Annotated in this window: 23 protein-coding genes and 2 pseudogenes; 18 read left to right on the top strand and 7 right to left on the bottom strand. The window is 71.6% G+C overall.

Annotation, left to right across the window (positions count from 1 at the left end; genetic code table 11):
* Positions 1–134 precede the first annotated feature (134 nt).
* Positions 135–432, bottom strand: a pseudogene (locus ACIRS4_RS35005) (MBL fold metallo-hydrolase); the annotation flags it as partial.
* A 2-nt stretch (positions 433–434) separates the two neighbouring features.
* Between ACIRS4_RS35005 and ACIRS4_RS35000 the strand changes: the two are divergent.
* Positions 435–527 (top strand): annotated as a pseudogene (locus ACIRS4_RS35000) (CGNR zinc finger domain-containing protein); the annotation flags it as partial.
* Between the two features lie 189 nt (positions 528–716).
* On the top strand, positions 717–1475 hold the full coding sequence (locus tag ACIRS4_RS34995) for a hypothetical protein (RefSeq protein WP_404203762.1): 759 nt from the start codon (positions 717–719) through the stop codon (positions 1473–1475).
* Positions 1476–1545: 70 nt separating this feature from the next.
* Here ACIRS4_RS34995 and ACIRS4_RS34990 read toward each other — a convergent pair whose 3' ends face one another.
* A complete protein-coding gene (locus tag ACIRS4_RS34990; RefSeq protein WP_404203766.1) occupies positions 1546–3033 on the bottom strand; it encodes an MFS transporter in 1488 nt (495 codons plus the stop codon).
* A 452-nt stretch (positions 3034–3485) separates the two neighbouring features.
* Between ACIRS4_RS34990 and ACIRS4_RS34985 the strand changes: the two genes are divergently transcribed.
* Positions 3486–4814 (top strand): alpha/beta fold hydrolase, encoded by a 1329-nt coding sequence (locus ACIRS4_RS34985; protein WP_404203760.1) that lies wholly within the window; start codon positions 3486–3488, stop codon positions 4812–4814.
* Between the two features lie 572 nt (positions 4815–5386).
* On the top strand, positions 5387–7606 hold the full coding sequence (locus ACIRS4_RS34980) for a hypothetical protein (protein ID WP_404203758.1): 2220 nt from the start codon (positions 5387–5389) through the stop codon (positions 7604–7606).
* A 38-nt stretch (positions 7607–7644) separates the two neighbouring features.
* Here the strand turns inward: ACIRS4_RS34980 and ACIRS4_RS34975 are convergent, their stop codons facing one another.
* Positions 7645–8871: an MFS transporter gene (locus tag ACIRS4_RS34975; protein ID WP_404203756.1), complete on the bottom strand. Its 1227-nt coding sequence runs from the start codon at positions 8869–8871 to the stop codon at positions 7645–7647.
* A 69-nt stretch (positions 8872–8940) separates the two neighbouring features.
* On the opposite strand from ACIRS4_RS34975, the gene ACIRS4_RS34970 reads away from it, so the two are divergent.
* Complete coding sequence (locus ACIRS4_RS34970) at positions 8941–9447, top strand: MarR family winged helix-turn-helix transcriptional regulator (RefSeq protein WP_404203754.1); 507 nt, start codon at positions 8941–8943, stop codon at positions 9445–9447.
* Between the two features lie 308 nt (positions 9448–9755).
* On the opposite strand, the gene ACIRS4_RS34965 is transcribed toward ACIRS4_RS34970, so the two are convergent.
* Both ACIRS4_RS34965 and ACIRS4_RS34960 read right to left on the bottom strand, forming a co-directional pair.
* A complete protein-coding gene (locus ACIRS4_RS34965) occupies positions 9756–10232 on the bottom strand; it encodes an ATP-binding protein (protein ID WP_404203752.1) in 477 nt (158 codons plus the stop codon).
* A gap of 76 nt (positions 10233–10308) precedes the next feature.
* Positions 10309–10581: a hypothetical protein gene (locus ACIRS4_RS34960; protein WP_404203750.1), complete on the bottom strand. Its 273-nt coding sequence runs from the start codon at positions 10579–10581 to the stop codon at positions 10309–10311.
* Positions 10582–10716: 135 nt separating this feature from the next.
* Here ACIRS4_RS34960 and ACIRS4_RS34955 point away from each other — a divergent pair, with 135 nt between their 5' ends.
* Positions 10717–11439: a hypothetical protein gene (locus ACIRS4_RS34955; RefSeq protein WP_404203748.1), complete on the top strand. Its 723-nt coding sequence runs from the start codon at positions 10717–10719 to the stop codon at positions 11437–11439.
* Between the two features lie 7 nt (positions 11440–11446).
* Here ACIRS4_RS34955 and ACIRS4_RS34950 read toward each other — a convergent pair whose 3' ends face one another.
* Positions 11447–13717: a M4 family metallopeptidase gene (locus tag ACIRS4_RS34950; protein ID WP_404203746.1), complete on the bottom strand. Its 2271-nt coding sequence runs from the start codon at positions 13715–13717 to the stop codon at positions 11447–11449.
* 481 nt (positions 13718–14198) lie between these two features.
* On the opposite strand from ACIRS4_RS34950, the gene ACIRS4_RS34945 reads away from it, so the two are divergent.
* Positions 14199–14657: a hypothetical protein gene (locus ACIRS4_RS34945; protein WP_404203744.1), complete on the top strand. Its 459-nt coding sequence runs from the start codon at positions 14199–14201 to the stop codon at positions 14655–14657.
* 72 nt (positions 14658–14729) lie between these two features.
* On the opposite strand, the gene ACIRS4_RS34940 is transcribed toward ACIRS4_RS34945, so the two are convergent.
* Positions 14730–15179, bottom strand: a complete 450-nt coding sequence (locus ACIRS4_RS34940) for a flavodoxin family protein (RefSeq protein WP_404203742.1) — start codon at positions 15177–15179, stop codon at positions 14730–14732.
* 227 nt (positions 15180–15406) lie between these two features.
* Here ACIRS4_RS34940 and ACIRS4_RS34935 point away from each other — a divergent pair, with 227 nt between their 5' ends.
* The 11 genes from ACIRS4_RS34935 to ACIRS4_RS34885 all read left to right on the top strand — a co-directional run bounded on the left by ACIRS4_RS34935 (position 15407) and on the right by ACIRS4_RS34885 (position 24606).
* Positions 15407–15781: a hypothetical protein gene (locus tag ACIRS4_RS34935; RefSeq protein WP_351099432.1), complete on the top strand. Its 375-nt coding sequence runs from the start codon at positions 15407–15409 to the stop codon at positions 15779–15781.
* A gap of 154 nt (positions 15782–15935) precedes the next feature.
* Positions 15936–16304, top strand: coding sequence for an ArsR/SmtB family transcription factor (locus ACIRS4_RS34930; protein ID WP_404203740.1), 369 nt, complete (start codon positions 15936–15938; stop codon positions 16302–16304).
* A 298-nt stretch (positions 16305–16602) separates the two neighbouring features.
* The gene (locus tag ACIRS4_RS34925) at positions 16603–18225 is read left to right on the top strand and encodes a sensor histidine kinase (protein WP_404203738.1); all 1623 of its coding nucleotides are present in this window, start codon (positions 16603–16605) and stop codon (positions 18223–18225) included.
* A complete protein-coding gene (locus ACIRS4_RS34920) occupies positions 18222–18644 on the top strand; it encodes a roadblock/LC7 domain-containing protein (protein ID WP_351099423.1) in 423 nt (140 codons plus the stop codon). The genes ACIRS4_RS34925 and ACIRS4_RS34920 overlap by 4 nt, the downstream gene beginning before the upstream one ends.
* On the top strand, positions 18641–19027 hold the full coding sequence (locus ACIRS4_RS34915; protein ID WP_404203735.1) for a DUF742 domain-containing protein: 387 nt from the start codon (positions 18641–18643) through the stop codon (positions 19025–19027). Before ACIRS4_RS34920 ends, ACIRS4_RS34915 begins: the two co-directional genes overlap by 4 nt.
* Entirely contained in the window at positions 18999–19646 is a 648-nt protein-coding gene (locus ACIRS4_RS34910; RefSeq protein WP_404203733.1) for a GTP-binding protein, read from the top strand. The genes ACIRS4_RS34915 and ACIRS4_RS34910 overlap by 29 nt, the downstream gene beginning before the upstream one ends.
* A complete protein-coding gene (locus tag ACIRS4_RS34905; protein WP_404203731.1) occupies positions 19643–20881 on the top strand; it encodes a cytochrome P450 in 1239 nt (412 codons plus the stop codon). The genes ACIRS4_RS34910 and ACIRS4_RS34905 overlap by 4 nt, the downstream gene beginning before the upstream one ends.
* Positions 20878–22137, top strand: coding sequence for a cytochrome P450 (locus ACIRS4_RS34900; RefSeq protein ID WP_404203729.1), 1260 nt, complete (start codon positions 20878–20880; stop codon positions 22135–22137). Before ACIRS4_RS34905 ends, ACIRS4_RS34900 begins: the two co-directional genes overlap by 4 nt.
* A 238-nt stretch (positions 22138–22375) precedes the next feature.
* Positions 22376–22990 (top strand): TetR/AcrR family transcriptional regulator, encoded by a 615-nt coding sequence (locus ACIRS4_RS34895; protein WP_404203727.1) that lies wholly within the window; start codon positions 22376–22378, stop codon positions 22988–22990.
* Positions 22991–23062: 72 nt separating this feature from the next.
* A complete protein-coding gene (locus ACIRS4_RS34890; protein WP_404203725.1) occupies positions 23063–23683 on the top strand; it encodes an L-threonylcarbamoyladenylate synthase in 621 nt (206 codons plus the stop codon).
* Between the two features lie 167 nt (positions 23684–23850).
* Positions 23851–24606, top strand: coding sequence for a dienelactone hydrolase family protein (locus ACIRS4_RS34885; RefSeq protein ID WP_404203722.1), 756 nt, complete (start codon positions 23851–23853; stop codon positions 24604–24606).
* Position 24607: the final 1 nt, after the last annotated feature.

Genomic DNA, 24607 nt, shown 5'->3' with positions numbered 1-24607 from the left:
GACGGAGGAACTCCCACTCCTCATCGGACAGTTCATGTCGACGTATCACCCAACCATGATCCACCACTCAAGATCAATTGAAGACACGACCTAGGAGCCTGCCGTGGGCCGGCGCGGTGGTGTCCGCCGGCGGCTCAGGCGCGCCGGCCCCCGTCGAGGCGGTCGGCCAGTCCTGCGGCGGCGAAGGCGGCCTCCAGTTCGTTGTGGCCTTCGGTGAAGTGGGCCCAGCTGTCGTGGTGGAGGGGCACCACGCGGCGGGCGCCGAGGAGTTGGGCGGCCCCCACAGGCCCCGTTGCCGTCGAGGACGATCAGCGCGCCGTCGAGGAACACGGGGAAGCGCGGGGCTCCGGCGAAGAGGACGGCGGTGTCGACGGGCGCAAAGCGTCCGGCGATCTCCTTGAACACGTCGAGGGAGGCGTTGTCGCCGCTGACGTCGCTGCCTGCTCCGCCACGGTCGCCGCCACTGGTGCTCCACCCGTTGCGGCGACCGCGCCCACGCCCGCCGCACCAAGCCCGAGACGACATGACAAGTCCGCCCGAGAGCGGGCGGCGCACTCACCGGGTGCTGAGCCAGGCCGGCCGAAAAGGCTCAGTCAACATCTCACGCCGCGTCACTCTTTTGGGTGGCAAAAGGACGCGTGACATAGCTCGCACATAGTCGTATGACATGCTGCGGGTCAATTGATCACGGAAAGACATCCTAGAAAGACGTTTGAATGAGCGTCGGTGGGCGAGAGACCGGAACTGTCTATCGGGTCCTGCTATTTGTGCTGTCGGCGATTTTCGTGAGTTTGTGCACTGTCGTCGGTGGGGCTCTTGCGCCAAGCGTCTGGCCGCCCGAGAGCTGGGTCGCATCGGCTGGTGCAGTGTTCTTGATCGCTCTCGCGTTCGCGGCAGGCGTTGTCATACCCGTGCTTTTCAAGGAGATCCCGCCGTCGATCGAGCGGCGATCCCTGCGGGAACTCGTGAAAAATGCCTGGAAGGAGCAGACGTTCAGTGCGACGACTGTTGCGGTGCTGCTCGCGGTAGTTGCCCTGGTCGTATGGTTCTCCGCTCCCGCGACTGGTCTGAGTCGGCTCGTCAAAGACGATCGCGTGGGGGGAATGGACCTTACCGGGTACTGCCAGTCTTACGGCTTCAAGGACAATACCGAAGAGGCTTGCTATTCACCCATGGTCATGGATGAAGTCTGCAACTGGCGATATGAGGAAACGGGTCTGCATTTCGCCACATCCGGCAACAGGGTCGACGGTAAATGCTTCACTTCCGCCAAATTGCTCAAGGGTGGGATATGGGACATGTCCGACTACTGCTTGAAGCGCTTCGGTCGGAGACTCGGAGTCGACGCGGTGGCCGCAAGGAACAATTGGGAATGTCAGATGAAGATTGACAAGCGCCTTGCGTGTGACTGGTTCTGGGCAAAGCGTGACCTTGAGGCTCGCAAGGACGGTGCCGATTGGGGCTGCTACCAATAGCGGGAGGGCCCCCTCCAAGACGGCCACCCGGCAACTCGGCATCCGCTCGCTGCGAGCGCACCGGTCGGGGTCACGCTCCTGGGAGTGGGCCCGGGCCGTCGCCCTTGAGCCGTTCCAGGTCGGACGGGCGTACCTGGATGACGAGAACGGCGATCACCGCGGCGAGGAGGGTGAAGACGGCCGCCATCACGAAGGCCGCCGAGACTCCGGCGGTGAGGACCTCGTCGGCCCACGGGGGCGGGAGTTCGCCGGTGCGCCGGAAGCGCAGTTGTTCGACCGGGGTGGCCTGGGCGAGGAAGCCGGGGATCTGCCGCTGCGCCTCGTTGCCGCTGGCGGTGCCGAACACCGTGACCAGGATGGACAGTCCGAGTGAACCGCCCACCTGCTGCATGGCGTTGAGCAGCCCGGAGGCCGCGCCGGTCTCCCGCGCGGGCACGTCGGACAGCGCCATCAGGGTCAGTGAGACGAACTCCATGCCCATGCCGAGGCTGAAGACGAGCATCGGGCCGAGGACGCTGCCCGCGTAGGTGGAGTGGACGTCGGTCAGCGTCAGCCAGGCCAGGCCCCCGGCGGCCAGGACGGCGCCCAGCACCATGAAGGGCTTGGGCCCGTACACCGGCAGGAAGCGGGAGGCGAGCCCGGCGCCGACCGCGATCACCGCGCTGACCGGCAGGAAGGCCACGCCCGCCAGCAGCGGGCTGAAGTCCAGCACGTTCTGCACGAACAGGGTGAGGAAGAAGAACATGCCGAAGATCGCGGCGGCGAGGCACAGCATGATCCCGTAGGTGCCGGCGCGGTTGCGGTCGGCGAACATGTGCAGCGGGGTGATCGGCTGCCTGGAGCGCCGCTCGACCAGGACGAACAGGACGAGCAGGACGACCGCGCCGGCGAACGAGGCCAGGGTGAGGGGGTCGCGCCAGCCGTCCTGGGCGGCGCGGATGAAGCCGTACACCAGCAGGACCATGCCCCCGGTGGAGGTCAGCGCGCCGGCGACGTCGAAGTGTCCGGGGTGGCGTTCGGACTCCTTGATCCAGCGGGGCGCGGCCAGCGCGATGAGCAGGCCGATGGGGACGTTGACGAAGAGCACCCAGCGCCAGTTCAGCCATTCGACGAGCATGCCGCCGGCGAGCAGCCCGATCGCTCCGCCGCCCGCCGAGACGGCCGCGAACACCCCGAACGCCCGGTTGCGTTCCGGCCCTTCGGGAAACGTGGTGCTGATCAGCGCGAGCGAGGTCGGCGAGGCGATGGCGCCGCCGACGCCCTGCAGGGCGCGCGCGCCGAGGAGTTGGGCCTCGCTCTGGGCGAACCCGCCGAGCAGGGACGCCAGTACGAAGAGCAGCACGCCGAAGACGAACACCCGCCGTCTGCCGAGGATGTCGCCGGCGCGGCCGCCGAGCAGGAGCAGTCCGCCGAAGGTGAGGGTGTAGGCGTTGACGACCCACGACAGGCTGGTGGTGGAGAAGTCCAGGGACCGCTGGATGTCGGGCAGGGCGATGTTCACGATGGTGATGTCGAGGACCACCATCAGCTGGCACGAGGCGATGACCAGCAGCGCCATCACGCTTGCGCCGCCGCCCTGTTGACGGGCGGCGGTGTCGGTCGCGGAGGCGTGCTGCGGAGCGCTGCTCATGACGTGTCGCCCGCTCGGCGGCGGGCCCCTGGGGAGAATGCGGCGGAGGTTCGTGTCCACCGTCAGGTCCACCGTTCGACCGTACGCCCACGTCCGGGCGGTCACCACTCGATCAGCGGCAGGTTTGTCCGCCGTGTCGATCTACGCGGAGTCATGAACACGACGCTCGCAGCGATATTACTGAACCGTAACCTACCGGCTGGTACCCCCGGTAACCCCGCTGCCGCTACGGTCCTGACAGTTCGTCCAATAGCAGTGAGCCGAATGCCCGGCATTCGGCAACGAACGCGTGCCGGGCGGCCCTTCCCCCACCGGGCCGCCGCCCCACCCGAGCCGCAGAGGAAGGCTCGGCCTCCCTTCTCCCCCTCCGGAGGTCCGCCATGCCCGCTTCCCCCCGCCTGCTGGCGGCGGCCGTCACGGTCGCCGCGTGTCTCGGCGCCACGGCCGTCCCGGCCGCCGCCGCGTCACCGTCCGACGACGCCGTCGTCTCGCGCGGCGTCACCATCCCCGTCTTCTACAACCCGCCCGCCTCGCTGCCCGCCGCCGACGGCGCCCTGGTCCGCAGCGAACGGCTGCCCCTCGCCCTGAGCCTGCCGGGCGTCGACGGCCCGCTGCCCGGCAAGGCGACCCGGCTGATGTACAAGTCCACCGACTCCGGCGGAGCGCCCGTCGCCGTCACCGGCGCCTACATCGAACCGAGCGCGACCTGGAGGGGCGCCGGTCCCCGGCCGCTCGTCGCCGTCGCCCCCGGCACCATGGGCCAGGGCGACCAGTGCTCCGCCTCCCTCGGGCTGCAACACCCGGTGCTCCTCAACGGGCAGACGCTGTCCGTGGGTTACGAGCTCCTCGCGGTCTACCGCCTGCTCGCCCAGGGCGTCGCCGTCGTGGTCACCGACTACGCCGGACTGGGCGCCACGGACCGGCTGCACACCTACGTGAACCGGGTCGACGGGGCGCACGCCGTGCTGGACGCCGTCCGCGCGGCGCGGTCCCTGCCCGGGACGTCGCTCACGGACGCCTCACGGGTGGCGCTGTACGGCTACAGCCAGGGAGGCGGCGCCACCGCGGCCGCCGCCGAACTGCAGCCCTCCTACGCACCCGACGTCCCGCTCGCCGGCACCTACGCCGGCGCTCCGCCCGCGGACCTGGCCGCCGTCACCGACGCCATCGACGGCAGCGGTCTGGCCGGTGCGCTGGGCTGGTCGGTCAACGGGTTCGTGCAGTCGGACCCGGAGCTGAAGCCGATCGCCGACGCGCACCTCAACGCGGCAGGCAAGGCGGCCATGAAGGACCTGTCGACCATGTGCGTGGGCGACGCGCTGTTCTCCTACAACGGGGTGCGCAGCAGTACCTGGACCACGGACGGACAGCCCATCGGCGCCATCATCCGCTCCGAGCCGCTGCTCAAGGCGTTCCTGGCCGACCAGCGCATCGGCGCCCGCCGGCCCACGTCCCCGGTGCGGGTCGCGACCGGCCTCGCCGACGACCTCGTGCCGCACGCCCAGGCACGCCGGCTCGCCGTCGACTGGTGCGCCGAGGGCGTCGACGTCACCTACAAATCCGTCGCCCTGCTGCCGTTGGGCAACAGCCTCCTCAACCACGTCACTCCGCTCCTCGCCGACCAGGGCGAGGCGCTGTCCTGGCTGACCGACCGGCTGGACGGCAAGCCGGCCAGGTCCAACTGCGCCACCCTGCCCTGGCGCCCCTGAACCTGAGCCACCGCATCCTGCCGGCGACGGGCCGCACCACGGTCTCGCCGATGGCAGGGCACCCGGGTGTGCTGAGCAGAACTGCGCAGTGGCCGGGGGCCGCGACTCCGAGCGACGCCCCTCGCCACGGCGGGTGGCACGATCCGCGCTGTCAGCCGTGCCGGACCCACGGGGCCGGCACGGCTGCGTCTCGGGGCAGTCTCGCGACCGACGCATCCCCGTTGCGTCGGACGTCGCATCCGTAGCCGTCCTGGGCGATGAAACCGAAGCCCTTTTCAAAGTTGCACCACTTCATGATCATCCGTCCCCGAGTCGGGTGCGGTCCGGGTGGCGGTGCGGCCCCGCGGAGGACTCCGAACGGGTGTGCGGCCGTTGCGATCGGTCCGGAGAACGAAGCCTGCCTGGCCGACTCATGAGGATCACGGTGACAACATCTCCCGCACAGGAAATACTCATGCGGCCAGAAGCTTACGGGGTGTCACTCGACGCGGGAACAGATGATGACGCGCAGGTCCTACGGGTCGTACAGAAGTGCTCGTTTTCTCAGGAGAGCGGCGGGAGCATTCCTCGGGGTGTTCGCGCTGGTGGCCGGATTGCTGGTGGTCGTTGCTGCGCCCGCGCAGGCGGACCCCCCTTCTCCCGGGTTGCCCGGTGGCAAGAAGAACTGGGTGGTGTCGGTCGGCGGTATCGACACAAAGGCGGGCAACGACTACCACAACTGGGTACGCCTCGGGTACTACGAATTCCACACGGACGGCACGGTCGCCACCCATTACTGGAAGTGGAACCAGCGGGACGAGCCGGTGCGGAAGAACGCCATGACCGCCGACTGCGGCGGGGACGTACCGACGTGCCCGATCCGGACGGTCGCAGGTTACGAGGACGGCTCCGCCGGGCCCCCGGGCGGGTTCCAGGGCCGCTTCCAGGTGGTGGGCAGCGGTCTGACCGTGACGTGGGAGAAGAAGGCCGACGGGACGCCGATGCAGGACCTCGTCGAGCACTGGTCGATCGATACCGGACTGGCGGGCGGCAATGCGGCCCGGATCAAGAGCCCCACCTTCTACGGGGAGTACGTGACCGAGGGAGTCGACGTCCCCACTCCCTCCTCGGCCGTCCCCTTCTCCGACTACGGCGCCACGTTCGGCGTCGGCTACGGCAGCAACGCCGGGCTCGACTCCGGCACCCGCGCATCCATGAGCGACCTGCTCACCGACCCCGGCTACAGTGCCCAGCGTTACCGCGGGGCCTTCGTCGTGGGCAACAAGGGCGTCGTGTCCCGTCAGGGTGCGGGCGGTGACTGGACGTTCGGCGGCGTGGCCGGTGACAACCCGATGGATCCCTGGAAGCGGTGCCGGGGCGCCGCGTGCATCGGCTACCTCCAGCCCGGTGCGAGTGTCTGCCCCAAGAACGGTCCCCCCGACTGGGATCGGGTCAGGTACATCGGTGAGGTCGGCGGAGGCCGCCGCAACATCGAGGAGTACTGGTGCCAGAACCTTGCGCGCAACGGCGACTGCTACGCCTACAACTCTCATCCCCGGCCGATGCTCCAGGTCATCGACGACGCCGGGAGGTTCCAGGGGTGGGTCGGCGTGGAGGCCTTCACGCATGTGCGGACCGCCGGGGTCCAGGATCCTGACGAGTCCTGGGCCGAGGGCTACTGGGGCGTTTTCGACATGGTGTCGATCGACCGGATGCAGCCGGACATCACGCCGTCCGCCGTGAATCCCTTTTCGAAGTTCCGTGTGTCGTACGGAAACAGCTACGCCGAGGGTGCGTTGCGGTGGTACCCCGGGCAGGTCAGCTTCATGGGTGCCAACGTCGTCGAGAGCGGTTGCCGTTATGCGGAAGCGGTGATGTTCATGCCCGACGGGTCGAGGCAGCGGCAGACGTCGAGCCGCTACTGCACCGTCACCGACCCGGACAGCGACAGACGCGTCTTCGACCAGAAAGTCACCTTCCCCGAAGGTTCTCCGCCCGCCCGTGTCCAGATCACCTACTGGCAGGCGGACACCGTGAACGGCCCCTACGCCACGGCGGGCACCGTCGAGTGCACCCGCGTCGGCGGGACCTGCACCGCCACGACGCGTGATCCGGGCCCGGTGAAGACGTTCCGGCTGACCTACGGCAGCAGCGTCGCGACCGGCGCGATCTCCTGGTTCGAGCGGTCCGCGAGCTTCGAGGGCGTCAACCACGTGGTCAGTGGCTGTCGGTTCGTGGAGCTCGTCTCCACCGCGGCGGACAATACGTCGAAGAGGAACACCACGAGCCCGTTCTGCGGGACCGACGCGGACCATCCCTTCGGACCGACCAAGATCGAGTTTCCCGGCGTTCAGGGCGGGATCGTCGAGATCGCCGTGACCTACTGGATCTCGGAGGACGGCGGGGACACCTACGCCACGAAGGGGACGCAGTCGTGCACGCGCAGCGGCTGCGTCAACGACCGGACGGCGCGGGACGCGGTGACCGAGTTCCGCCTGGCGTACGGGCAGAGCGTCGCCACCGGCCGGCTGACGTGGGTCAATCGCTCCGTCGTCTTCGAAGGGAACAACCATGCGGTCAGCGGCTGCCGTTACGTGCGGCTGATCGCCACCGGCGCCGACGGAAGCCGGCAGACGGCTTCGTCCACCGACTTCTGCTCCTTTGGGGACCGCTCCTTCGGCCCGCAGACGATCAGTTTCTCCCAGGTGGACGGAGGCGCGAGCCGGGTGGTCGTCGAATACCACGTGAACGACGGCACGGGCGAGGCCGTCAAGGACACGGTGACCTGCACACGTACCGAAGGCTGCGCGTAACGGTGCGAGAGCTGCCTCGCCGGTTCGCCGAGCCGTGCCTACGCGGCTCGCGGCGCATCCTGCCGGTCGGTTCGTTCGGCCGGTGAGGTCGGTGTGCCGGGTGTCTCCCACACGTCGGGGAGCAGGAGTACGGCGAGATTCGCAGCGCTCACCAATGCCGCCGCCAGGAGCAGTGGAGTTGTGGTCCCGATGGTCGCCGAGACAGGGGCGGCGACGGCGAGGCCGATCGGTCGAGCGGCGAAGGAGATCAAAGCGTCGAACGATCCCACGCGCCCGAGGGTGTCCTGGGGGATGCGACGTTGCATGGTGGTCTCCCACAGCGGGCTGAGGAAACCGACCCCGAACATCCCGCCGAAGTAGGCAGCCGTGACGATCGGGATCGGCAGAAGCAGGGCGAACGCCGTCAGCGGGAGCGCGAAGACAGCGGCTCCCACCGCGACCCCGACCAGCGGGCGGCGGACGGGCAGCCGGGAAGCGGCGTAGAAACCGGCGACCATCCCCACCGCGCCGATTTCTGTGATGACGACCCAGGCAACGTCCCCGCCCAGATGCCGTACGGCGATCACCGGGCCCAGAGTGAGGAGGAAGCCCGCCGTCAGGTGCCACACGCCGTGCCCGAGGACATTGGCCAAGAACCAGGGATGGCGGCGGGTTTCGGCCCACCCCTCGCGCAGTTCTCCCGCGAAGGCGCTGCGCCGGGCCCGCTGGACGGGACGGTCTTGCCGCAGGCCGCCGAGCGTGGTGGCGGAGGCGATGAACAACGCACCGGTGAGGATGGAGGACCACCCGGCCCCCACGAGCAGCAGGCCGCCGACGGTTGCGGGAGCCGCTATCTGAGCGAGCCCCTGTACAGCTCCGAGTTGCGCGTTCACCCGAAGGCGTTCCGGTCCGGCCACCACCGCGGCGACCAGCGTGCGGAGGGCTGGTGTCCCGAAGGCCACGGCCCCGCCCGTGATCGCCGACAGTACGGCCAGATCGAAGATCCGCACGCGGCCGCTGAGCAGTTCCGCGCCGATCGCAAGTTGTGCCGCGGCGCGTACCAGATCCGCGGTGAGCACGACCCGCTGTGGTGGGAAGCGGTCGGCGACCACACCCGCAACGGGCAGCAGGACGAGCATGGGGAGCAGTTCGCAGGACAGCACAAGGCCGAGATCCATGGCCGAGCCGGTGCGGAGGACCGCGAGGGTGAGGGTGGTGGGGATGAGCCCGGTCGCTAAAGCCGCAACGGTGCGCCCTGCCAGCAACCGACGAATCGGAGAGGTCATGGTCCGCACGGTATTTCGCCAGCAAGTATTTCGTCAACGAAATACTTGCTGGCGTAGCATACTGAAGGGATGGAGGACTCCGTCGACCGACACATCGCCCGCTGGCGTCACAAGGCGCCCTTCGACAAGCGAATCGAAGCGATCATCACCAGGATCCAGTTCCTGACCAAGCACGTCAGCCACGCCAAGGACGAAGCCCTCGCCGAAGTCGGCCTCCAGGAGTTCGAGTTCGAGACACTGCACCGCCTCGCCTCACGGGGTGAACCTTGGCGCGCCACCCCGTCACAGCTGGCGACCGAACTGATGCTCTCTCCAGCCGGAATGACGGGCCGTCTCGACAACTTGGAGAAGACGGGCCTCGTCCGCAGGGTCCGCAGCACCGAGGACCGCCGACGTGTCGACGTCGAACTGACCGAACTCGGACACACTCGCTGGTACGCCGCCATGAAGTTGCGCCGGACGGCCGAGAAAGCCATGGTCGAACCGCTCGACCGTGCCGACCAGGACACCCTGATCGCTCTGCTCAAGCGCATGTTGGTGCATGCGGAGTCCGGACGGTCCACGACTCGCGGCTGAACCGTCGGTGGCGAGCCGACGCCGATCACCACGCCCGGGCGTCGCGGCGACGACGTCGGGGACACCGTCCAGTCCCAGCACGGACTTCCCCCTCCCGTGGATCGTCACCGCAGTCCGCCGTAGGCGGCCATGGCAGAACATGCCGTACCAGCGACCTCGGTTGACGCCGGGGCCTCTGCCCGACCGTTCCTGCACGGATCTTGTCGGGCGGGGCGCGAATGAATCGTCTCCCATCCCGCAGACCCGGGATCACTCGTCGAGCATGTGCGCCACGAGTCTTCGAGCTGCGACTTCTCGTCGGCGGAGGCTCACTGCCCGTCGAGCAGGTCCAGGCGTGCCACGATCCGCTTGCCGACCGGTTCCCTTACGACGTGGAAGCGCTGCGACACGGCCATCACGATCTCCAGTCCGTGCTGGCCCACCCGGGTCGGGTCCGCGCCGCGCGGCGCCGGCATCCTGGGGTCGCTGTCCCAGACGGCGATCTCCACCGCCGCGCCGACGACGCGCAGGTGCAGCAGGACCGGGCCGGGCGCGTGCCGCAGCGCGTTGGTCACCAGTTCGCTCACCACCAGCTGTGACAGGTCCATGGTCCGCGCCGACACCGGCACTCCGTGCTCGCGTTGGACGCGCGCGAGGAAATCCCCCGTCAGATGCCGCGCCCCCGCGATGCAGCCGTCCTCGCCGTCCAGCGCCGCCGTCGTCTCCACCGGGCCCTCGTCAGGCCCGAAGAACCCTTCGCCGGGCGGGACAGGTTCCATCCGCACCGCCTTCATCACCCCGTTCATGTCCGCGCGCTTACCCCGGAATCCTGCTCCTACGCCCCAGACGCATCATCGGCGTGCGGGCGGGGCGCATCGCAGGTCAGGGGGCGCCCGGAGCGTCGCCGCGCCAGTCGAATCGGCGACTGTCCGCCGAGCGGCGTGCGTACAGGGCGCGGCCGCCCGGTCCGTACCGGCCTATCTCCGTCGTCAGCGCCACCTCGTGCGGCGCGCCGTCGGCGCGGTCGGTCACGTCCAGCAGCAGCCCGTCGAGCGGGCCGCCGACCAGCTCGGCGTACGCGCGGTCGGGGCGGGGTCCCCAGTCGTCGTGGTCGGCGCCGTAGACCCTGCCCCGCATGAAGTCTGCCTCGTCCATGACCAGCAGCTTGACATCCGCCACTGACAACCGGGGCCGATGTTCGGCCAAGGCCGTGGCGCGAAAGCGGCGGACGCGGGGCCCGTCGTCACTGTGCGGGTAGCACTCCTCGACGGATGGTGCTCGGGATGGGGGGTGCCGGCCCTGGGGGGAGACGAGGCGGAGCGTGCGCCGGCGGGCGAGTCCTCGCGCGCCCGGCGCCGGCGGACCGTGCGCGAGCTGCGTGCGGCGGGCCGTTACGGGCCGCGGCTGCGCGAGGCGCTGCCCGGCCTGTCCGCGCTGGTCGCGCTCGTGTGCGGGGCGGTCGGGGCGCTGGCGCTGGCCGGCCGGGCGGTGGGGGTGTGGGCTCCCGTGCTGGCCGTCGTGGCGCTGGGCGCGACGGCCGGGGTGGCGGGCCGCCGGTCGCGGCGGCCGGCCCGGTGGCGCGGCGGCCGGTACACGGCCGAGGAGCTGGCGGAGCTGGACATGCGGGCGCTGGCGCTCGCGGTGGCGCGGATGCTGCGCCGGGACGGCTGGCGGGTGCTGCCGCCGTCGGCGCACGACGTCCCGCACCTCGCCGCGCGGGACGGCCGGGGGCGGCTGCTCGACGTGGTGTTCCGGCCGGTGGCCGAGCCGCTGCCGGACGAGGAGGAGGCCTGCTCGTGCCGGTCACGGGCGCGGCCCGGGCCCCGGGTGCGGCTGGTCGTGCACCGCGGCACGTTCACGCACCGCGACGAGGTGTGGGCCGCGCGCCAGGGACACACGTATCTGATGGACGGCGCCCGTCTGCGGCTGTGGGCCCGGGGGACGCCGTTGGCGGAGCTGGCGGGGCCGGGCGGCCGCCCGGGTGACGAACCCGGGCGGCCGTGGTCCGGCTGACGTCACGTCAGGGGGTCAGCTGCCAGCGCTGGATGTAGCCGACGTCGATCGACGCGCGGTCCTGGACGCGCAGCTTCCAGGTGCCGTCGACCGGCTGCGCGGAGGCGTCGACGACGAAGGTCTGGTCGACGTTGTCGGCGGAGCCGCCGCTGCGGTTGAGCAGGGGGTAGACGGTGCCGTCGGGGCCGACGAGGTCGACGGTCAGGTCACCGCGGAAGGTGTGGACGATGTCGACGTACACCTCGGTGGCCGACGAGGCGTTGCCCGGACGGCCGTTGATGGTGATCGGGGACTCCACCGCCGCTCCGGCGTCGGGTATGTCGACGCGGGCCGAGGAGGCGTAGACGTAGGCGACGCGCCAGTCGAAGGCGAGGGTGACCGACGCGCCGGTGGCGTCGGTGACGGTCACCGTGACCGCGCCGGCGCCGATGGTGGTCGGCACGCCGGAGATCAGACCCGTCTCACTGATGGAGAGCCCGTCGGGCAGGCCGCTCGCCTCGTAGGTGAGGGCGGCGCCGACGTTGGTGGTGTAGGCGTCCACCTGGAGGGAGACGGCCTGGCCCACGCCGCTGGTCTGGTCGGCGACGGGGGCGACGTTCACACCGAGGGCGATGCGGCTGCCCACGTTCACGGCCGCCCAGGAGTCGGCGACGGCGAGGTAGGTGGGGCTGTAGGCGCCGAACAGGTCGGCGGCGGCCTGGAGGGTGGCGGTGCGGGCGCCGGCGTAGTCGGTGGAGGACGTCATGTAGGTGCTCAGCGCCCGGTACCAGATCGCGGCGGCGTTCTCGACGCCGATGCCGGTGACGGCCTTGCCGTCGTAGGTGGGGCTGTCATAGGCGACGCCGTTGACGGTCTTGGCGCCGCTGCCCTCGGACAGGAGGTAGAAGAAGTGGTTCGCGGGGCCGGAGGAGTAGTGGACGTCGACGCTGCCGAGGGTGGAGCTCCAGTAGTCGCGGGAGGAGCCGTCCTTGGAGGGCTTGTCCATGTACCGCAGGGGGGTGCCGTTGCCGTTGATGTCGATCTTCTCGCCGACGAGGTAGTCGGGTACGTCGGCGGTGAGGCCGGAGTGGAACTCGGCGGCGGCGGCGAAGATGTCGGAGGTGGCCTCGTTGAGGCCGCCGGACTCGCCCGCGTAGGTGAGGTTGGCGGTGGCGCTGGTGACGCCGTGGCTCATCTCGTGGGCGGCCACGTCGAGCGAGGTGAGCGGCTTGACGTTGCCGGCGCCGTCGCCGTAGGTCATGCAGAAGCAGGTGTCCTGCCAGAAGGCGTTGACGTAGTTGTTGCCGTAGTGGGCGCGGCTGTAGGCGGCGACGCCGTCGTTGCGGATGCCGTTGCGGCCGTGTACGTCCTTGAAGTAGTCCCAGGTGGCCGCGGCGCCGAAGGCCACGTCGACGCCCGCCGTCTGACGGTCGGCCGGTGTGCCGTCGCCCCAGACATCGTTGTCGTCCGTGAACAGTGTCCCGGTGCCGGAGGTGCCCCGGTTCAGGTCGTAGGTGCGCTGGCCTGCGCGGCCCGGGTCGACGAGCTGGTACGTCGAACCTGACTGGGTGGTGCCGAGGTCGACGGCGCCGTTGTACTGGCCGGTGCCGGTGCCGGTGTGGACGTGTTCGGCGGCGAGGATCTCCTTGCCGGAGGCGGCGTCGGTGACGACGTGGAGCTCGCTCGGGGTGCCGTCCCGCTGGACGCCCTCGACGACCGTCTCCCAGGCGAGGACCGGTTTGCCCCGGCCCGCCCAGACGACCAGGCGGGGCGCCGCGCCGGCCTCGGCGCGGGCGACGTCGGCCTTCCCGGCACTGGCGAGGGCCTGGCCGGTGGCGGCCGCGGCCGTCTGCTTGGGGGTCAGGGAAGGCAGCGTCAGCGCCGCCTCGCTCGCCTTGTTCACGGTGGTGCGGCCGTCGCGGACGTGGACGACGAGGTCGCCGCCGAGGACGGGCAGTCCGGCGTAGGTGCGTTCGTACCGGGTGTGCGTGGCGCCGTCGGCGTCCTGGATGACGTCCTTGGCGACGAGTTTCTCGCGGTCGCCGAGGCCGAGCCGGTGTGCCGTGGCGCCGGCCGCGGCCTGTGCGCCGCGCACCAGCGCGGACCGGCGGGCGGGGGTGAGGGCGACGGGGGCGGCGCCGTCGCGCGGCACGGCGTCGATCTTGGCCGGACCGGGGTCGGCGGGGGCGGCGGCGGCCGATCCCGCGGGTACGCCGAACGTGAGCAGGGCGCCCACGGTCGTGGCGGCGAGGACTGCGGCGCGTCTGCGCCGGTGGAGGGTGCGGTGTCGCCGGGGCACAGGGATTCTCCTTCTGCGACGGTCGGCCCGGGGGCGGGCCGATACGGGGACGGGCCGGCGGGACGGATCCGGCCCGGACGCGCGGCACGGCAGGGCGGGCGGGGTTGTGGGCGCCCGGAGAAGGGAGACGGCGGGTGAGGTGGGGGGGTGAGTGACAGGTGGGGGGCGGCGTGGACGTGTTCCTCGTGAAGGAACGGTGAACGTCCGGCAGCAGCGTGACACCGGGTGCCTCTTTTTGTCATGAGACTGCCAAAATAACGGCTGGAAATGACCATGCCCCACTGGGAGTTCACTCTGACCGGCACATCTTTTCGGCCGCTGTGCGCCGCCTGTGCCCGTCCGGGCGCGCCCGGACGGCGAGGTGCGGGCGCCGCGTCCTTGGGCCGTTCGAGTGGCCCGCGTGCGCGTGCCGTCGTAGCGTCGGAACGGAACCTCCACGGGACGCGGACGGCCGCCTCCCGGACGGCGTGCGGGAGCGGACATGGGCGGACACAGGACGAGAACTGCGGTGATGCTCGGCGTCGCACTGGGAGTCACCGCGACGCTCGGCACGGCCTCGACCGCGCCGGCCGCCGTCGCGCCGCCCGCCGCGCGACAGACCTCGACGCCCGTCCTGGTCGACTGTCTGTGGGATCCGCAGGTGCGGCCCCATGACTTCATCCTGGCCTGCGGCGACGGCAACAGCCGCCTCCTCTCGCTGAAATGGGACCGCTGGGACGCCGATTCGGCCCGGGCCACGGGCGTCAACGCCGTCAACGACTGCAAGCCGTACTGCGCAGCGGGCACTTTCCGCTCCTACCGTGTGGTCGTCCGGCTGGACCAGCCGAAGCCCTGGGAGAAGCGGGCCGGGGTGGAGCGCTACGGCCGGATCACATTGGAGTACCCCGGGGACCGTCCCGCCCAGTTCGAGCGGGTGGTGACGTATCCGCTCTGGGACTGACGGGCACGTGCGCCGCGGCGGCTTCGCGCGGGGGGCCGCCGCATATCACGTCCGCCGCGGGGCTGACGGTCATCACGTCAGCCCCGCGGCCGTCACCGCGCCCAGTTCCCAGCACGCCTCCAGGTCGGCCTTGCCGGGCTCCCCGGTGACCAGGACGGGTTCGGCCGCGCGACGCCAGCCCAGGCCCGTCGTGATCGCCTCGATGCCGCGCACCGCGCCGGTGACGTCGTTGCCGCCGTGGACGTAGTAGGCGAAGGGGCGGCCCCGGGTGCTGTCGAGGCAGGGGTAGTAGACCTGGTCGAAGAAGTGCTTGAGGGCGCCCGCCATGTAGCCGAGGTTGGCCGGCGCGCCCAGCACACAGCCGTCGGCCTCCAGGACGTCGGAGGCGGTGGCGGCGAGGGCGGCGCGGCGCACCACGCGGACGCCCTCGATCTCCGGAGCCGTCGCGCCCGAGACGACCGCTTCGAACATCGCCTGACAGTTCGGCGACGGTGTGTGATGGACGATCAGCAAGGTGGCCACGGGACGGAACCCTGCCCGCTCCCCTGCCCCGCCGCAAGCAGCGGCACAGGCGGTTCGGTCGCTTTTCGCGTGTTCGCGATCAGAAAGCGACTCACGATCCCGCTGTTCCGAACCTTCTTGCACCAGTCCCGGAGCCCTTCGCCGCCGGGCGCCGCCCGCTTCGTACGTTCGGGGCACGAGCGGGACCGGAGGAGCCCGGTCCCGTGCAACGGGCAGGAGGAGTCGCCTTGGCGAATGTGGAGATCTCCCTGAAGGAGACGATGACCATGATCGAGGGGGCGCTGGGCGCGGCCGTCGTGGACTACACCAGCGGCATGGCGCTGGGCACGCTCGGCGGCGGCAAGGAGCTCGACCTCAACGTGGCGGCGGCGGGCAACACCGACGTGATCCGCGCCAAGGTCCGCACCATGGAGCACCTCGGGGTGACCGGCGACATCGAGGACATCCTGATCACCCTCGGCAGCCAGTACCACCTCATCCGGCTGCTCAAGGGCCGTCAGGGCGCGGGGCTGTTCATCTACCTCGTCCTGGACCGCGAGCGCTCCAACCTGGCCATGGCACGCCACCAGTTGAAGCGGATCGAGACGGAGCTGGAGGTCTAGGCGGCGTACCGCGACGGCTTCGCATGCCCGTGGGTTGAAAATGTCTTCAACTCGGCACATCCACATCAGTGCATCAGCGGGGCGTGCGGAGCCCTCAGTCGCCAGGATCGACACCACGCAGGACCACGAAGCGGCAGGGAGCGTGCGATCACCCATGCAGGTGCCCCTCTATCAGGCCAAGGCCGAGTTCTTCCGCATGCTCGGTCATCCCGTGCGCATCAGGGTCCTCGAACTGCTCCAGGGCGGGCCCGTCGCGGTGCGGGACCTGCTCTCGGAGATCGAGATCGAACCGTCCAGCCTCTCCCAGCAGTTGGCCGTGCTGCGGCGTTCCGGGATCGTCGTGTCCATCCGCGAGGGCTCGACCGTCAGCTACGCCCTCGCCGGCGGCGACGTCGCCGAGCTGCTGCGCGCGGCCCGCCGCATCCTGACCGAACTCCTTGCCGGTCAGAACGAGTTGCTGGCGGAGCTACGTCAGACGGAGACGCCACTGACGGCGTCGAGGGGCGGGTCGGGCAGCGCCTGAGGCTCGGCCGGTCGGCCGGTCGGCCGGTGGGCCGGTGGGCCGGTGGGCCGGTCGGCCGGTCGGCCGGGCCGAACCGGTTTCCGGACGGAATGTGGCCAGGTCAAGTCGTCTGTGCCGCACGGCAATTCAGACAGTCGGCGCAGAACCGAACAAGTACCGGTCACTTTCGGAGCGAAGTCTCATGGGAGCGGGCAAGATCGATCGGTGACGGTGTGTACTGTGCTGCGGGAACCGGTCGTCACCCCGGCCCCTCAGCCCTCGCCCCCCGGTACGCCCGACCCTCCCTGGAACCGAATCGATGATCGAACTACCGGACCTGGTGGCCGGCGGCCTCGCCGTCGGGACACTGTCCGCGCTCGCCCTCGGCGGCGGGCTGCTGCGGTCACGACGGCAACGGGACCGGCAACGGGCCGAGATCGCCGCGTTGCGCACGCAACTCGACGGCACGCACAGGTCGTTCATGGCGGAGATCGAGCATCTCGCGGCGCGGCGCGTGTCCGCCGCGGCCCGCCAGGTGGCCCATCCGCACGTGGACGTGCCCGGGCCTCTCCAGCCGTTGACCGTCGGAACGCCCGTGGGCGTCGCGCTGGAGAACGTGCTGCTGGCGCTCCAGGCGGAGGTCGTGGAACAGCGCACCCGCGTCGACGCGGCGGCGCAGGCCGGGATGCGCGGCGCCACCCGGGAGATCCAGGCCGCCCTGTACCGCCTCCAGGACGCCCTGCGCGGTCTGCAACAGCGCTACGACGATCCGGAGTTGGCCCAGACGCTGTTCCAACTCGACCACGAGAACGAGCAGTCGCTGCGCCGGGCTCAGGTCACCGCGGTGGTGTGCGGGGCCTGGGTCGGACTGGCGCGCGAGGAGTCGCACCTGGTGGACGCGGTCACCGGCGGCCAGGCCCGGCTCGCCGGTTACCACCGGGTGCAGGTCCACAACCATCTCGAGCCGGGAACGGCCCTGGTCTCGCACGCGGTGGAGCCCGTCGCCATCATCGTCGCCGAGCTCCTCGACAACGCCCTGCGCCACTCCGCGCCGGAGACCGACGTCGTGGTCAGTCTCCAGCACGTCCACCACGGGGTGTGCGTCACCGTCGACGACGCGGGCCTCGGCATGACCCGCGACGAACACGAGCGCGCGCAGCGGCTGGTGGCCGGCGACGCCCCCATCCTGCTGACCGACCTGGGCGACCCGCCCCGGATGGGCCTCGCCGCGGTCGGCCGCCTCACCCGGCAGTTCGACCTGAGCGTCGACGTCTCCTCCGCCTCCCCGTACGGCGGGGTGCGCGCGGTGCTGCGCGTCGACAGCCACCTGCTGAGCCGGCTCGACCCGGCCGCCCGACCGCCGGCGGCGAGCACGCCGCGCACCACCCGCACCGCGAGCAGGACGGACGCGGCCCGCGCCACCGCGCCCCCGGCGCCCACCCACTCCTACGGCCCCGAGGCCGACGCCCCCGAGACGCCGCCGGACCACGCCCCGTACGACGCCGACGGGCTGCCACAGCGCCGCCGCCGCAGCCGGGTCGCCGTCCCCGCGGAGCCGGCCGAGCGGACGAGCCGGCCCGAGCCGCAGCGGGCGGCGCGCCGCCCGGAGGACGCCGCGGCCGCGCTGGGCGCACTGCAGTCCGGCACAGCGGCGGCCCGCGCCGAGGCGGACGCGACGTACGGGTCCCGGACCCCGACGGCCCCGGCTTCCGCCGAGTGCGAGCAGCCGGGCGGGACCCAGGCCGGTACGGCTGCCGCCGGCGCCGAGCGCACCGGTCGGGCCCCGATCCCACCGGCCCCTGCCCGCGCCGAGGACACGGGCGAGGCCCCCGACACGCCGGACCCCGCCACCGGGGACGACCCAGCCGTCGGTGGGGCCGGTCGCGCCGGCGTCACCCACGACCACAACACCACCGACGACGAAGGAGGCGCGGCCCGATGACCAGCCGCAACACGGGCGACACCGCATGGGTGCTGGAGCCGATCCTGCAGGTGCCGCACGTCGTCGCCGCCGTCATGCTGACCCGGGACGGGCTCGTGACGGGGTACACCGACGCGCTCTCGCAGCCGTCGGCCGAGCGGGTGGCCGCCATCACCAGCACCGTGCAGGGAGCGTGCCGCACGGCGGCGGCCGCGTTCGCCGACCGGGAGCGCGCCGAGGTGCGCCAGATCGTCATCGAGTCGAACCACGGCTACGTCCTGATCGTGCCGACGGACCACGGCACCTGCGTCGCCGCCTACGGGGACGGCGAGGTGCGGCTGGACCTGCTGGCGCACCGGGTGCACTCCCAGGTGGCGCGGCTCGGCGAGAAGGCCATGACGGCCGCGCCCCGAGGAGCCGACGACACCGCTCCGGCATGACCGGCCGCCCGGCCGGCCGTCCCCTGGTACCCGCGTACCTGTCGACCGGCGGCGTGGCCCGGCCCAGCCGTCCCCAGCTGGAGCGGCTTTCGGTGCTCTCCCGCAGCCCCGGGGCCGCGTCCGGCGGCCGCCGCGCCGGGCCGCCGGACGGGCTGCCCGCCGCCGGGCTCGCCCTGCTGGACGCCCTGGAGGGCGGCTCCCTGACGGTGGTGGAGGCCGCGGCGCTGCTCAGACTGCCGGTGTCCGCGGTGCGCGTTCTGGCGGCTGATCTCGCCGACCGGGACCTCGTCCACGCCCGCGAGCCGATACCGCCCGCCGAACGCTTCGACCCCGACCTGCTGAAGAGAGTGGCCGATGGCCTCCGCGCCCTCAAACACCCCTAGCACCCCGCCCCGGGGCGACGACACGCCAACCGCGGCCACCTCCGTCCACCTCCCCGACACCGCTCACGCCCTGGTGAAGATCCTCGTCGCGGGGCCCTTCGGGGTGGGGAAGACGACATTGATCGACTCGGTGTCGGAGATCCGGCCGCTGCACACTGAGGAGCCGCTCAGTGAGGCGTCCGCCGGGGTGGACGATCTGGCCGGGGTGCGGGACAAGGAGACGACGACGGTCGCCATCGACTTCGGCCGGATCAGCCTGCCCGGCGGGGTGGTGCTGTACCTGTTCGGCACTCCCGGCCAGGAGCGGTTCCGCTCGCTGTGGGACGACATCGCCTACGGGGCGCTCGGCGCGCTCGTCCTGGTCGACAGCCGTCGGCTGGACGCGTCGTTCGACGTGCTGGGGCTGGTGGAGGAGAGCGGGCTGCCGTACGCGGTCGCCTTCAACGCGTTCCCCGACGCGCCCCGCCACCACGGCGAGGAACGGCTGCGGCGGGCCCTGGACCTGGAGGCGGACACGCCGATGGTGACGTGCGACGCGCGGGACGCCAACTCCTCGATCGACGCGCTGCTGGCCCTCGTGGACCACCTGATCGCCCGTGACCCGGCGGAGGCCCGGTGAGCGCCTACCCCGCGGACCGCCACGACTTCTCCCGGGCCGTGCCCGTGCGGCTGTGGGAGGACGGCTTCGCGTCGGACCCGCACCGCTACTACGCGGCGCTGCGCGCCCAGGGCCCCGTCGGCTGGGCGGAACTCGCGCCGGGCGTGCCGGCGTACGTCGTCACCGACCGGCGGGCCGCGCTGGAGGTGCTGCGCGACACGGAGGCGTTCTCGCACGACCCGCGCGCGTGGGAGACCACCGTCCCCGCCGACTCGCCGGTGCTGGGCATGATGCGCTGGCGGCCCAACGCCCTGTTCGCCGACGGCGCCGCCCATCTGCGCTACCGCACCACCCTGATCGATGTGTTCGACCTGGTGGAGCCGCACGACCTGCGGGCGCGGGTGCACCGCGCGGTGCGGCTGCTGGCCGGCCGGATCGGGCCGCGCGGGGAGGCCGATCTGGTCGCGGACTTCTCCCGGCCGCTGATGGCGCTGGTGTTCAACGACCTGTTCGGCCTCCCGGACAGCCAGGGCGACCGGCTCGATCTGGGCCTGGGCAAGATGATGGAGGGCGGCGCCGACGCGGCCGAGGGCGAGGCGGAGTACGCCGGGTACGTGCTGGAGCTGATCGCCGCCAAGGCGGAGCAGCGCGGCGACGACCTGCCGAGCCGGCTCCTCGACCATCCCGCCGGGCTGACGCTCGAGGAGGTCACCTGGCAGGTGTTCCTCACCCTGGGCGCCGGCTACGAGCCGACCGCGAACCTGCTGTCCAACACGCTGTCCCGGATTCTGGGCAACCCCGCCTACTACTCCACCCTCACCAGCGGCGCCCGCCCGGTGACGGACGCGGTGGTGGAGGTGCTGCACCACGAGACGCCGCTCGCCAACTACGGCGTCTACTACGCGCGCCGGCCGCTGTCGTTCCACGGGGTGTGGCTGCGCGACGCGGTGCCGGTGGTGGTGTCGTACGGGGCGCTCGGACACTTCTCCGAACGCCAGGACGCCGGCGGGCGGCGGCCGAACGACGCCTCGCATCTGTCGTGGGGCGCGGGCCCGCACGCCTGCCCGGTCAGGCAGCACGCGCTGCTCCTGGTGACCGAGGCGATCGAACGGCTCACCCAGTGGCTGCCCGACCTCGACCCGGTGCTGCCCCGCGAGCGCCTGAGCTGGCGTCCGGGGCCCTTCCACCGCTCGCTGACCGCACTGCCCGTCCGTTTCAGCCCGCGCTCCCCCGACCAGTCAGGAGTTCCGTCGTGACCGTGACCGACAGCACCGATCCCGCCGCCCGCACCGGGCGTGTGGTCATCGACCCGTTCGGCGCCGACATCCCCGCCGAGAGCGCCCGGCTGCGCGCCCTCGGCGCGGTCGTCCCGGTGGAGCTGCCGGGCGGCATCCCGGCCTGGGCGCCCACCGGGTACGACACGCTCAAGGAGCTCATCCTCGATCCCCGGGTCAGCAAGGATCCGCGCCGGCACTGGCGGCTGTGGCCGGAGATCGGCGAGCACCCGTCCTGGGGGTGGATCCTGGGCTGGGTGGGCGTGGTCAACATGCTCTCCACGTACGGCGCGGATCACGCGCGGCTGCGCAAGCTGGTCGCGCCGAGCTTCACGCACCGTCGCACCGAGGCGCTGCGGGAGCGGGTGGAGGCGATCACGGCGGAGCTGCTGGACGCGCTCGAGGACAGTTCGGCGGGCGGCGCGCCGGTCGATCTGAAGGCCGCGTTCGCTCACCCGCTGCCGATGCGGATCATCTGCGAACTGTTCGGTGTGCCCGAGGAGTCGAGGGAGCCCGTGGCCCGGCTGATCGCGGCCATCATGGACACCTCCGACCCGAGCCCGGAGCACGCAGCCTTCGTGCAGGAGCAGATCGGCACGGTGCTCGGCGGGCTCATCGCGCACAAGGCCGAGCACCCCGGCGACGACATGACGACGGAGCTGATCCGGGTGCGCGACGAGGACGGGGACCGGCTCAGCGACGAGGAGCTGCTGTACACGCTGCTGCTGGTGATCGGGGCCGGGTTCGAGACGACGGTGAACCTGATCGGCAACGCGGTGGTGGCGCTGCTGGAGCGGCCCGGACAGCTGGCGGCGGTGCGGGCCGGGGAGATCGGCTGGGACGCGGTCGTGGAAGAGACGTTGCGGGTGCACCCGTCGATCGCCTCGCTGCCGCTGCGGTTCGCCGTGAGCGACCTGGAGGTGGGCGGGGTGACGATCCCGGCCGGGGACGCCATCATCACGACGTACGCGGCGGCGGGTCTGGACCCGGCTCACTACGGGGCGGACGCGGACGTCTTCGACGCGGCGCGCGGCGCGGACGACCATCTGGCGTTCGGGATCGGCGTGCACCGGTGCATCGGCGCGCCGCTGGCCCGGATGGAGGCGCTGACCGCGCTGCCCGCGCTGTTCGAACGGTTCCCGGAGCTGAGTCTCGCGGCGGGGGCGCAGGGGCTGCGGCAGGTGCCGTCGTTCATCGCGTTCGGCTGGCAGGAGATCCAGGTCCGCACGCGCGCGTGAGCACGCGCGGGGGTCGACCGGTCCCCCGTTCCGGTCGCACCCCCGCGGCTCGTCGAAGTCACGCGCGGGACGCCACGCTTGTGGGCCGTGCCGGTGCCCGCTCGGGCGCCGGGAGGACTCACCGGGCGAACGGGCCGGGCCGGGGCGCCGAGGGCCCGTGGCGTACGATGTGGACGTCCACCGGGAGCGCTACCTCGCAGGTCAGCGGCCCCTTCGCAGTCGACCTGGAGCGCCTGCCGTGGCCAACCTGCGCGCCGCACAGAAGGAGATGACCCGCCGGCTGCTGCTGTCGACGGCGCTGGAGCTGTTCGAGCAGCGGGGTTACGCGGCGACCAAGGTCGACGACATCGCCAAGGCCGCGGGCACCACCCGGGTGACGTTCTACGCGTACTTCCCGTCGCGGGCGGCGCTGATGAGGGCGCTGGTCGACGAGCTCGACGAACTGCTGGGGCGCGGGCCGGGGGCGGCGGGCGGGGAGCTGGCGACGGTGGTCCGCAGGGGCGACCGGGAGGGCATCGAGGACTGGCTGCGCGGGACGGCCCGGCAGTGGCCCCGGATCCGCCCGTACGTCCTCGCCGCGCACGAGGCGGCGGTGGTCGAGCCGGAGCTGCGCCCACTGGTGGACCGGTGGTTCGACGAGGTCGTCGCCGACATCGAGGCGGGGCTGCGGCAGGCCGACCGCTTCGATCCGGGCTCCCGGCGCCTTCGGGGCTTCCTGGCGCTGAGCCAGCTGGACCAGCTGGCCCGGCACTGGATGCGCCACGGCTGGCACACGGACTCCGCGGCGGCGCTCGCGCTGCTGGCGGACAGCTGGACGCATCTGCTGGGCGACGCCGGGGACGCCGGTCCGTGAGAGGGCTGGTCCCGGTAGCGGTGCGCGGGGCCCGCACGGTGTCCTTCAGCCGTCACGGCATAAGCTCGGACAATGGCCAAGTACTACGACGTGCACCCCGACAACCCGCAGCCGCGCACCATCGGTCAGGTCGCGGCCGCCATCCGGGCGGACGCGCTCATCGCGTATCCGACGGACTCCTGCTACGCGCTCGGCTGCCGGATCGGCAGCCGGGACGGGGTCGACCGGATCCGGACCATCCGTGAGCTGGACGACCGGCACCACTTCACCCTCGTGTGTCAGGACTTCGCGCAGCTCGGCCAGTTCGTCCGGGTGGACAAGGACGTGTTCCGCGCGATCAAGGCCTCCACGCCGGGCAGTTACACCTTCATCCTCCCGGCGACGAAGGAGGTGCCGCGCATGCTCCAGCATCCGAAGAAGAAGACGGTGGGCGTGCGCATCCCGGATCACGGGGTCACCCAGGCGCTGCTCGCGGAGCTCGGTGAGCCGCTGCTGTCGAGCACCCTGCTGCTGCCGGGCGAGGAGGAGCCGATGACGCAGGGCTGGGAGATCAAGGACCGGCTCGACCATGTGGTGGACGGGGTGCTGGACTCCGGGGACTGCGGCACCGAGCCGACGACGGTCATCGACTTCTCCGGCGGCGAGGCGGAGATCATCCGGCACGGAGCGGGGGACGCCTCGCGCTTCGAGTGAGTGCCGGGGCGCGCTTCGTATGACCGGGGTAAGAGGTCGGTGTGCGCGGCGGGGCCGCCCTCCGACCAGATGGATGGTGCGTGCAACGATAGGCGCGGCCCACCCCGGGAACCCGTCCGGAGGCGGCCACCGCTCGGCCTGCACCACACAGAGAGGCGCGCCTGCACATGACCTCCGTACTGGGATCCTCCGTGGGCGTCCCGACCGGGGACGGCGTCGCGGACGCCTATCTCGCCCACCCCGCTGACGGGGCGCCCCGCCCCGGCGTGCTGCTCTACCAGGACGCCTTCGGGCTGCGCCCGCACCTGAGGGCGATGGCCGACCGTATCGCCGCGGCCGGTCACACGGTGCTGGTCCCCAACGTGTTCTACCGTCAGGGCCGCGCCCCCGTGGTCGAGTTGCCCGAGTTCATCGACCCGTCCGCGCGTCCGGAGATCTTCGAGCGGCTCGGTCCGGCCATGCGGGCCCTGTCCGACGAACAGGCGATGCGTGACGCCGACGCCTGTCTGGACTGGCTGGCCGAGAGCCGGCTCGTCACGGACGGGCCGGTCGCGTTGACGGGGTACTGCATGGGGGCCCGGCTCGCGCTGCTCACCGCGGGGCACCGCCCCGACCGGGTCGCCGCGGCGGCAGGCTTCCATGGCGGGCGGCTCGCCACCGACCAGGCGGACAGCCCGCATCTGGTGGCCGGCAAGGTCACCGCCGAGCTGTACTTCGGCCACGCCGACGACGACCCCTCGCTGCCGCCGGAGCAGATCGAGCGCCTGGAGAAGGCGCTGACCGAGGCCGGCGTCCGGCATCGCTGCGAGGTGTACGAGGGCGCCCGGCACGGCTTCACCCAGGCCGACACCGCCGCCTACAGCGAGGAGGGCGCGGAACGGCACTGGGCGGCGCTGCTGGATCTGCTCGAGCGCACGTTCTGAG

It is taken from the genome of Streptomyces sp. NPDC101166 (assembly GCF_044768125.1).
GTDB lineage: Bacteria > Actinomycetota > Actinomycetes > Streptomycetales > Streptomycetaceae > Streptomyces.
This window is presented reverse-complemented; position numbering and strand designations above follow the sequence as displayed.

Bases quoted from the DNA above. Each gene is read 5' to 3' on its own strand.
- ACIRS4_RS34995 (WP_404203762.1), top strand. From the start codon at position 717: ATGAGCGTCGGTGGGCGAGAGACCGGAACTGTCTATCGGGTCCTGCTA.
- ACIRS4_RS34990 (WP_404203766.1), bottom strand. From the start codon at position 3,033: ATGGCGCTGCTGGTCATCGCCTCGTGCCAGCTGATGGTGGTCCTCGAC.
- ACIRS4_RS34985 (WP_404203760.1), top strand. From the start codon at position 3,486: ATGCCCGCTTCCCCCCGCCTGCTGGCGGCGGCCGTCACGGTCGCCGCG.
- ACIRS4_RS34975 (WP_404203756.1), bottom strand. From the start codon at position 8,871: ATGACCTCTCCGATTCGTCGGTTGCTGGCAGGGCGCACCGTTGCGGCT.
- ACIRS4_RS34970 (WP_404203754.1), top strand. From the start codon at position 8,941: ATGGAGGACTCCGTCGACCGACACATCGCCCGCTGGCGTCACAAGGCG.
- ACIRS4_RS34965 (WP_404203752.1), bottom strand. From the start codon at position 10,232: ATGAACGGGGTGATGAAGGCGGTGCGGATGGAACCTGTCCCGCCCGGC.
- ACIRS4_RS34960 (WP_404203750.1), bottom strand. From the start codon at position 10,581: ATGGACGAGGCAGACTTCATGCGGGGCAGGGTCTACGGCGCCGACCAC.
- ACIRS4_RS34945 (WP_404203744.1), top strand. From the start codon at position 14,199: ATGGGCGGACACAGGACGAGAACTGCGGTGATGCTCGGCGTCGCACTG.
- ACIRS4_RS34930 (WP_404203740.1), top strand. From the start codon at position 15,936: ATGCAGGTGCCCCTCTATCAGGCCAAGGCCGAGTTCTTCCGCATGCTC.
- ACIRS4_RS34925 (WP_404203738.1), top strand. From the start codon at position 16,603: ATGATCGAACTACCGGACCTGGTGGCCGGCGGCCTCGCCGTCGGGACA.
- ACIRS4_RS34920 (WP_351099423.1), top strand. From the start codon at position 18,222: ATGACCAGCCGCAACACGGGCGACACCGCATGGGTGCTGGAGCCGATC.
- ACIRS4_RS34915 (WP_404203735.1), top strand. From the start codon at position 18,641: ATGACCGGCCGCCCGGCCGGCCGTCCCCTGGTACCCGCGTACCTGTCG.
- ACIRS4_RS34910 (WP_404203733.1), top strand. From the start codon at position 18,999: ATGGCCTCCGCGCCCTCAAACACCCCTAGCACCCCGCCCCGGGGCGAC.
- ACIRS4_RS34890 (WP_404203725.1), top strand. From the start codon at position 23,063: ATGGCCAAGTACTACGACGTGCACCCCGACAACCCGCAGCCGCGCACC.
- ACIRS4_RS34885 (WP_404203722.1), top strand. From the start codon at position 23,851: ATGACCTCCGTACTGGGATCCTCCGTGGGCGTCCCGACCGGGGACGGC.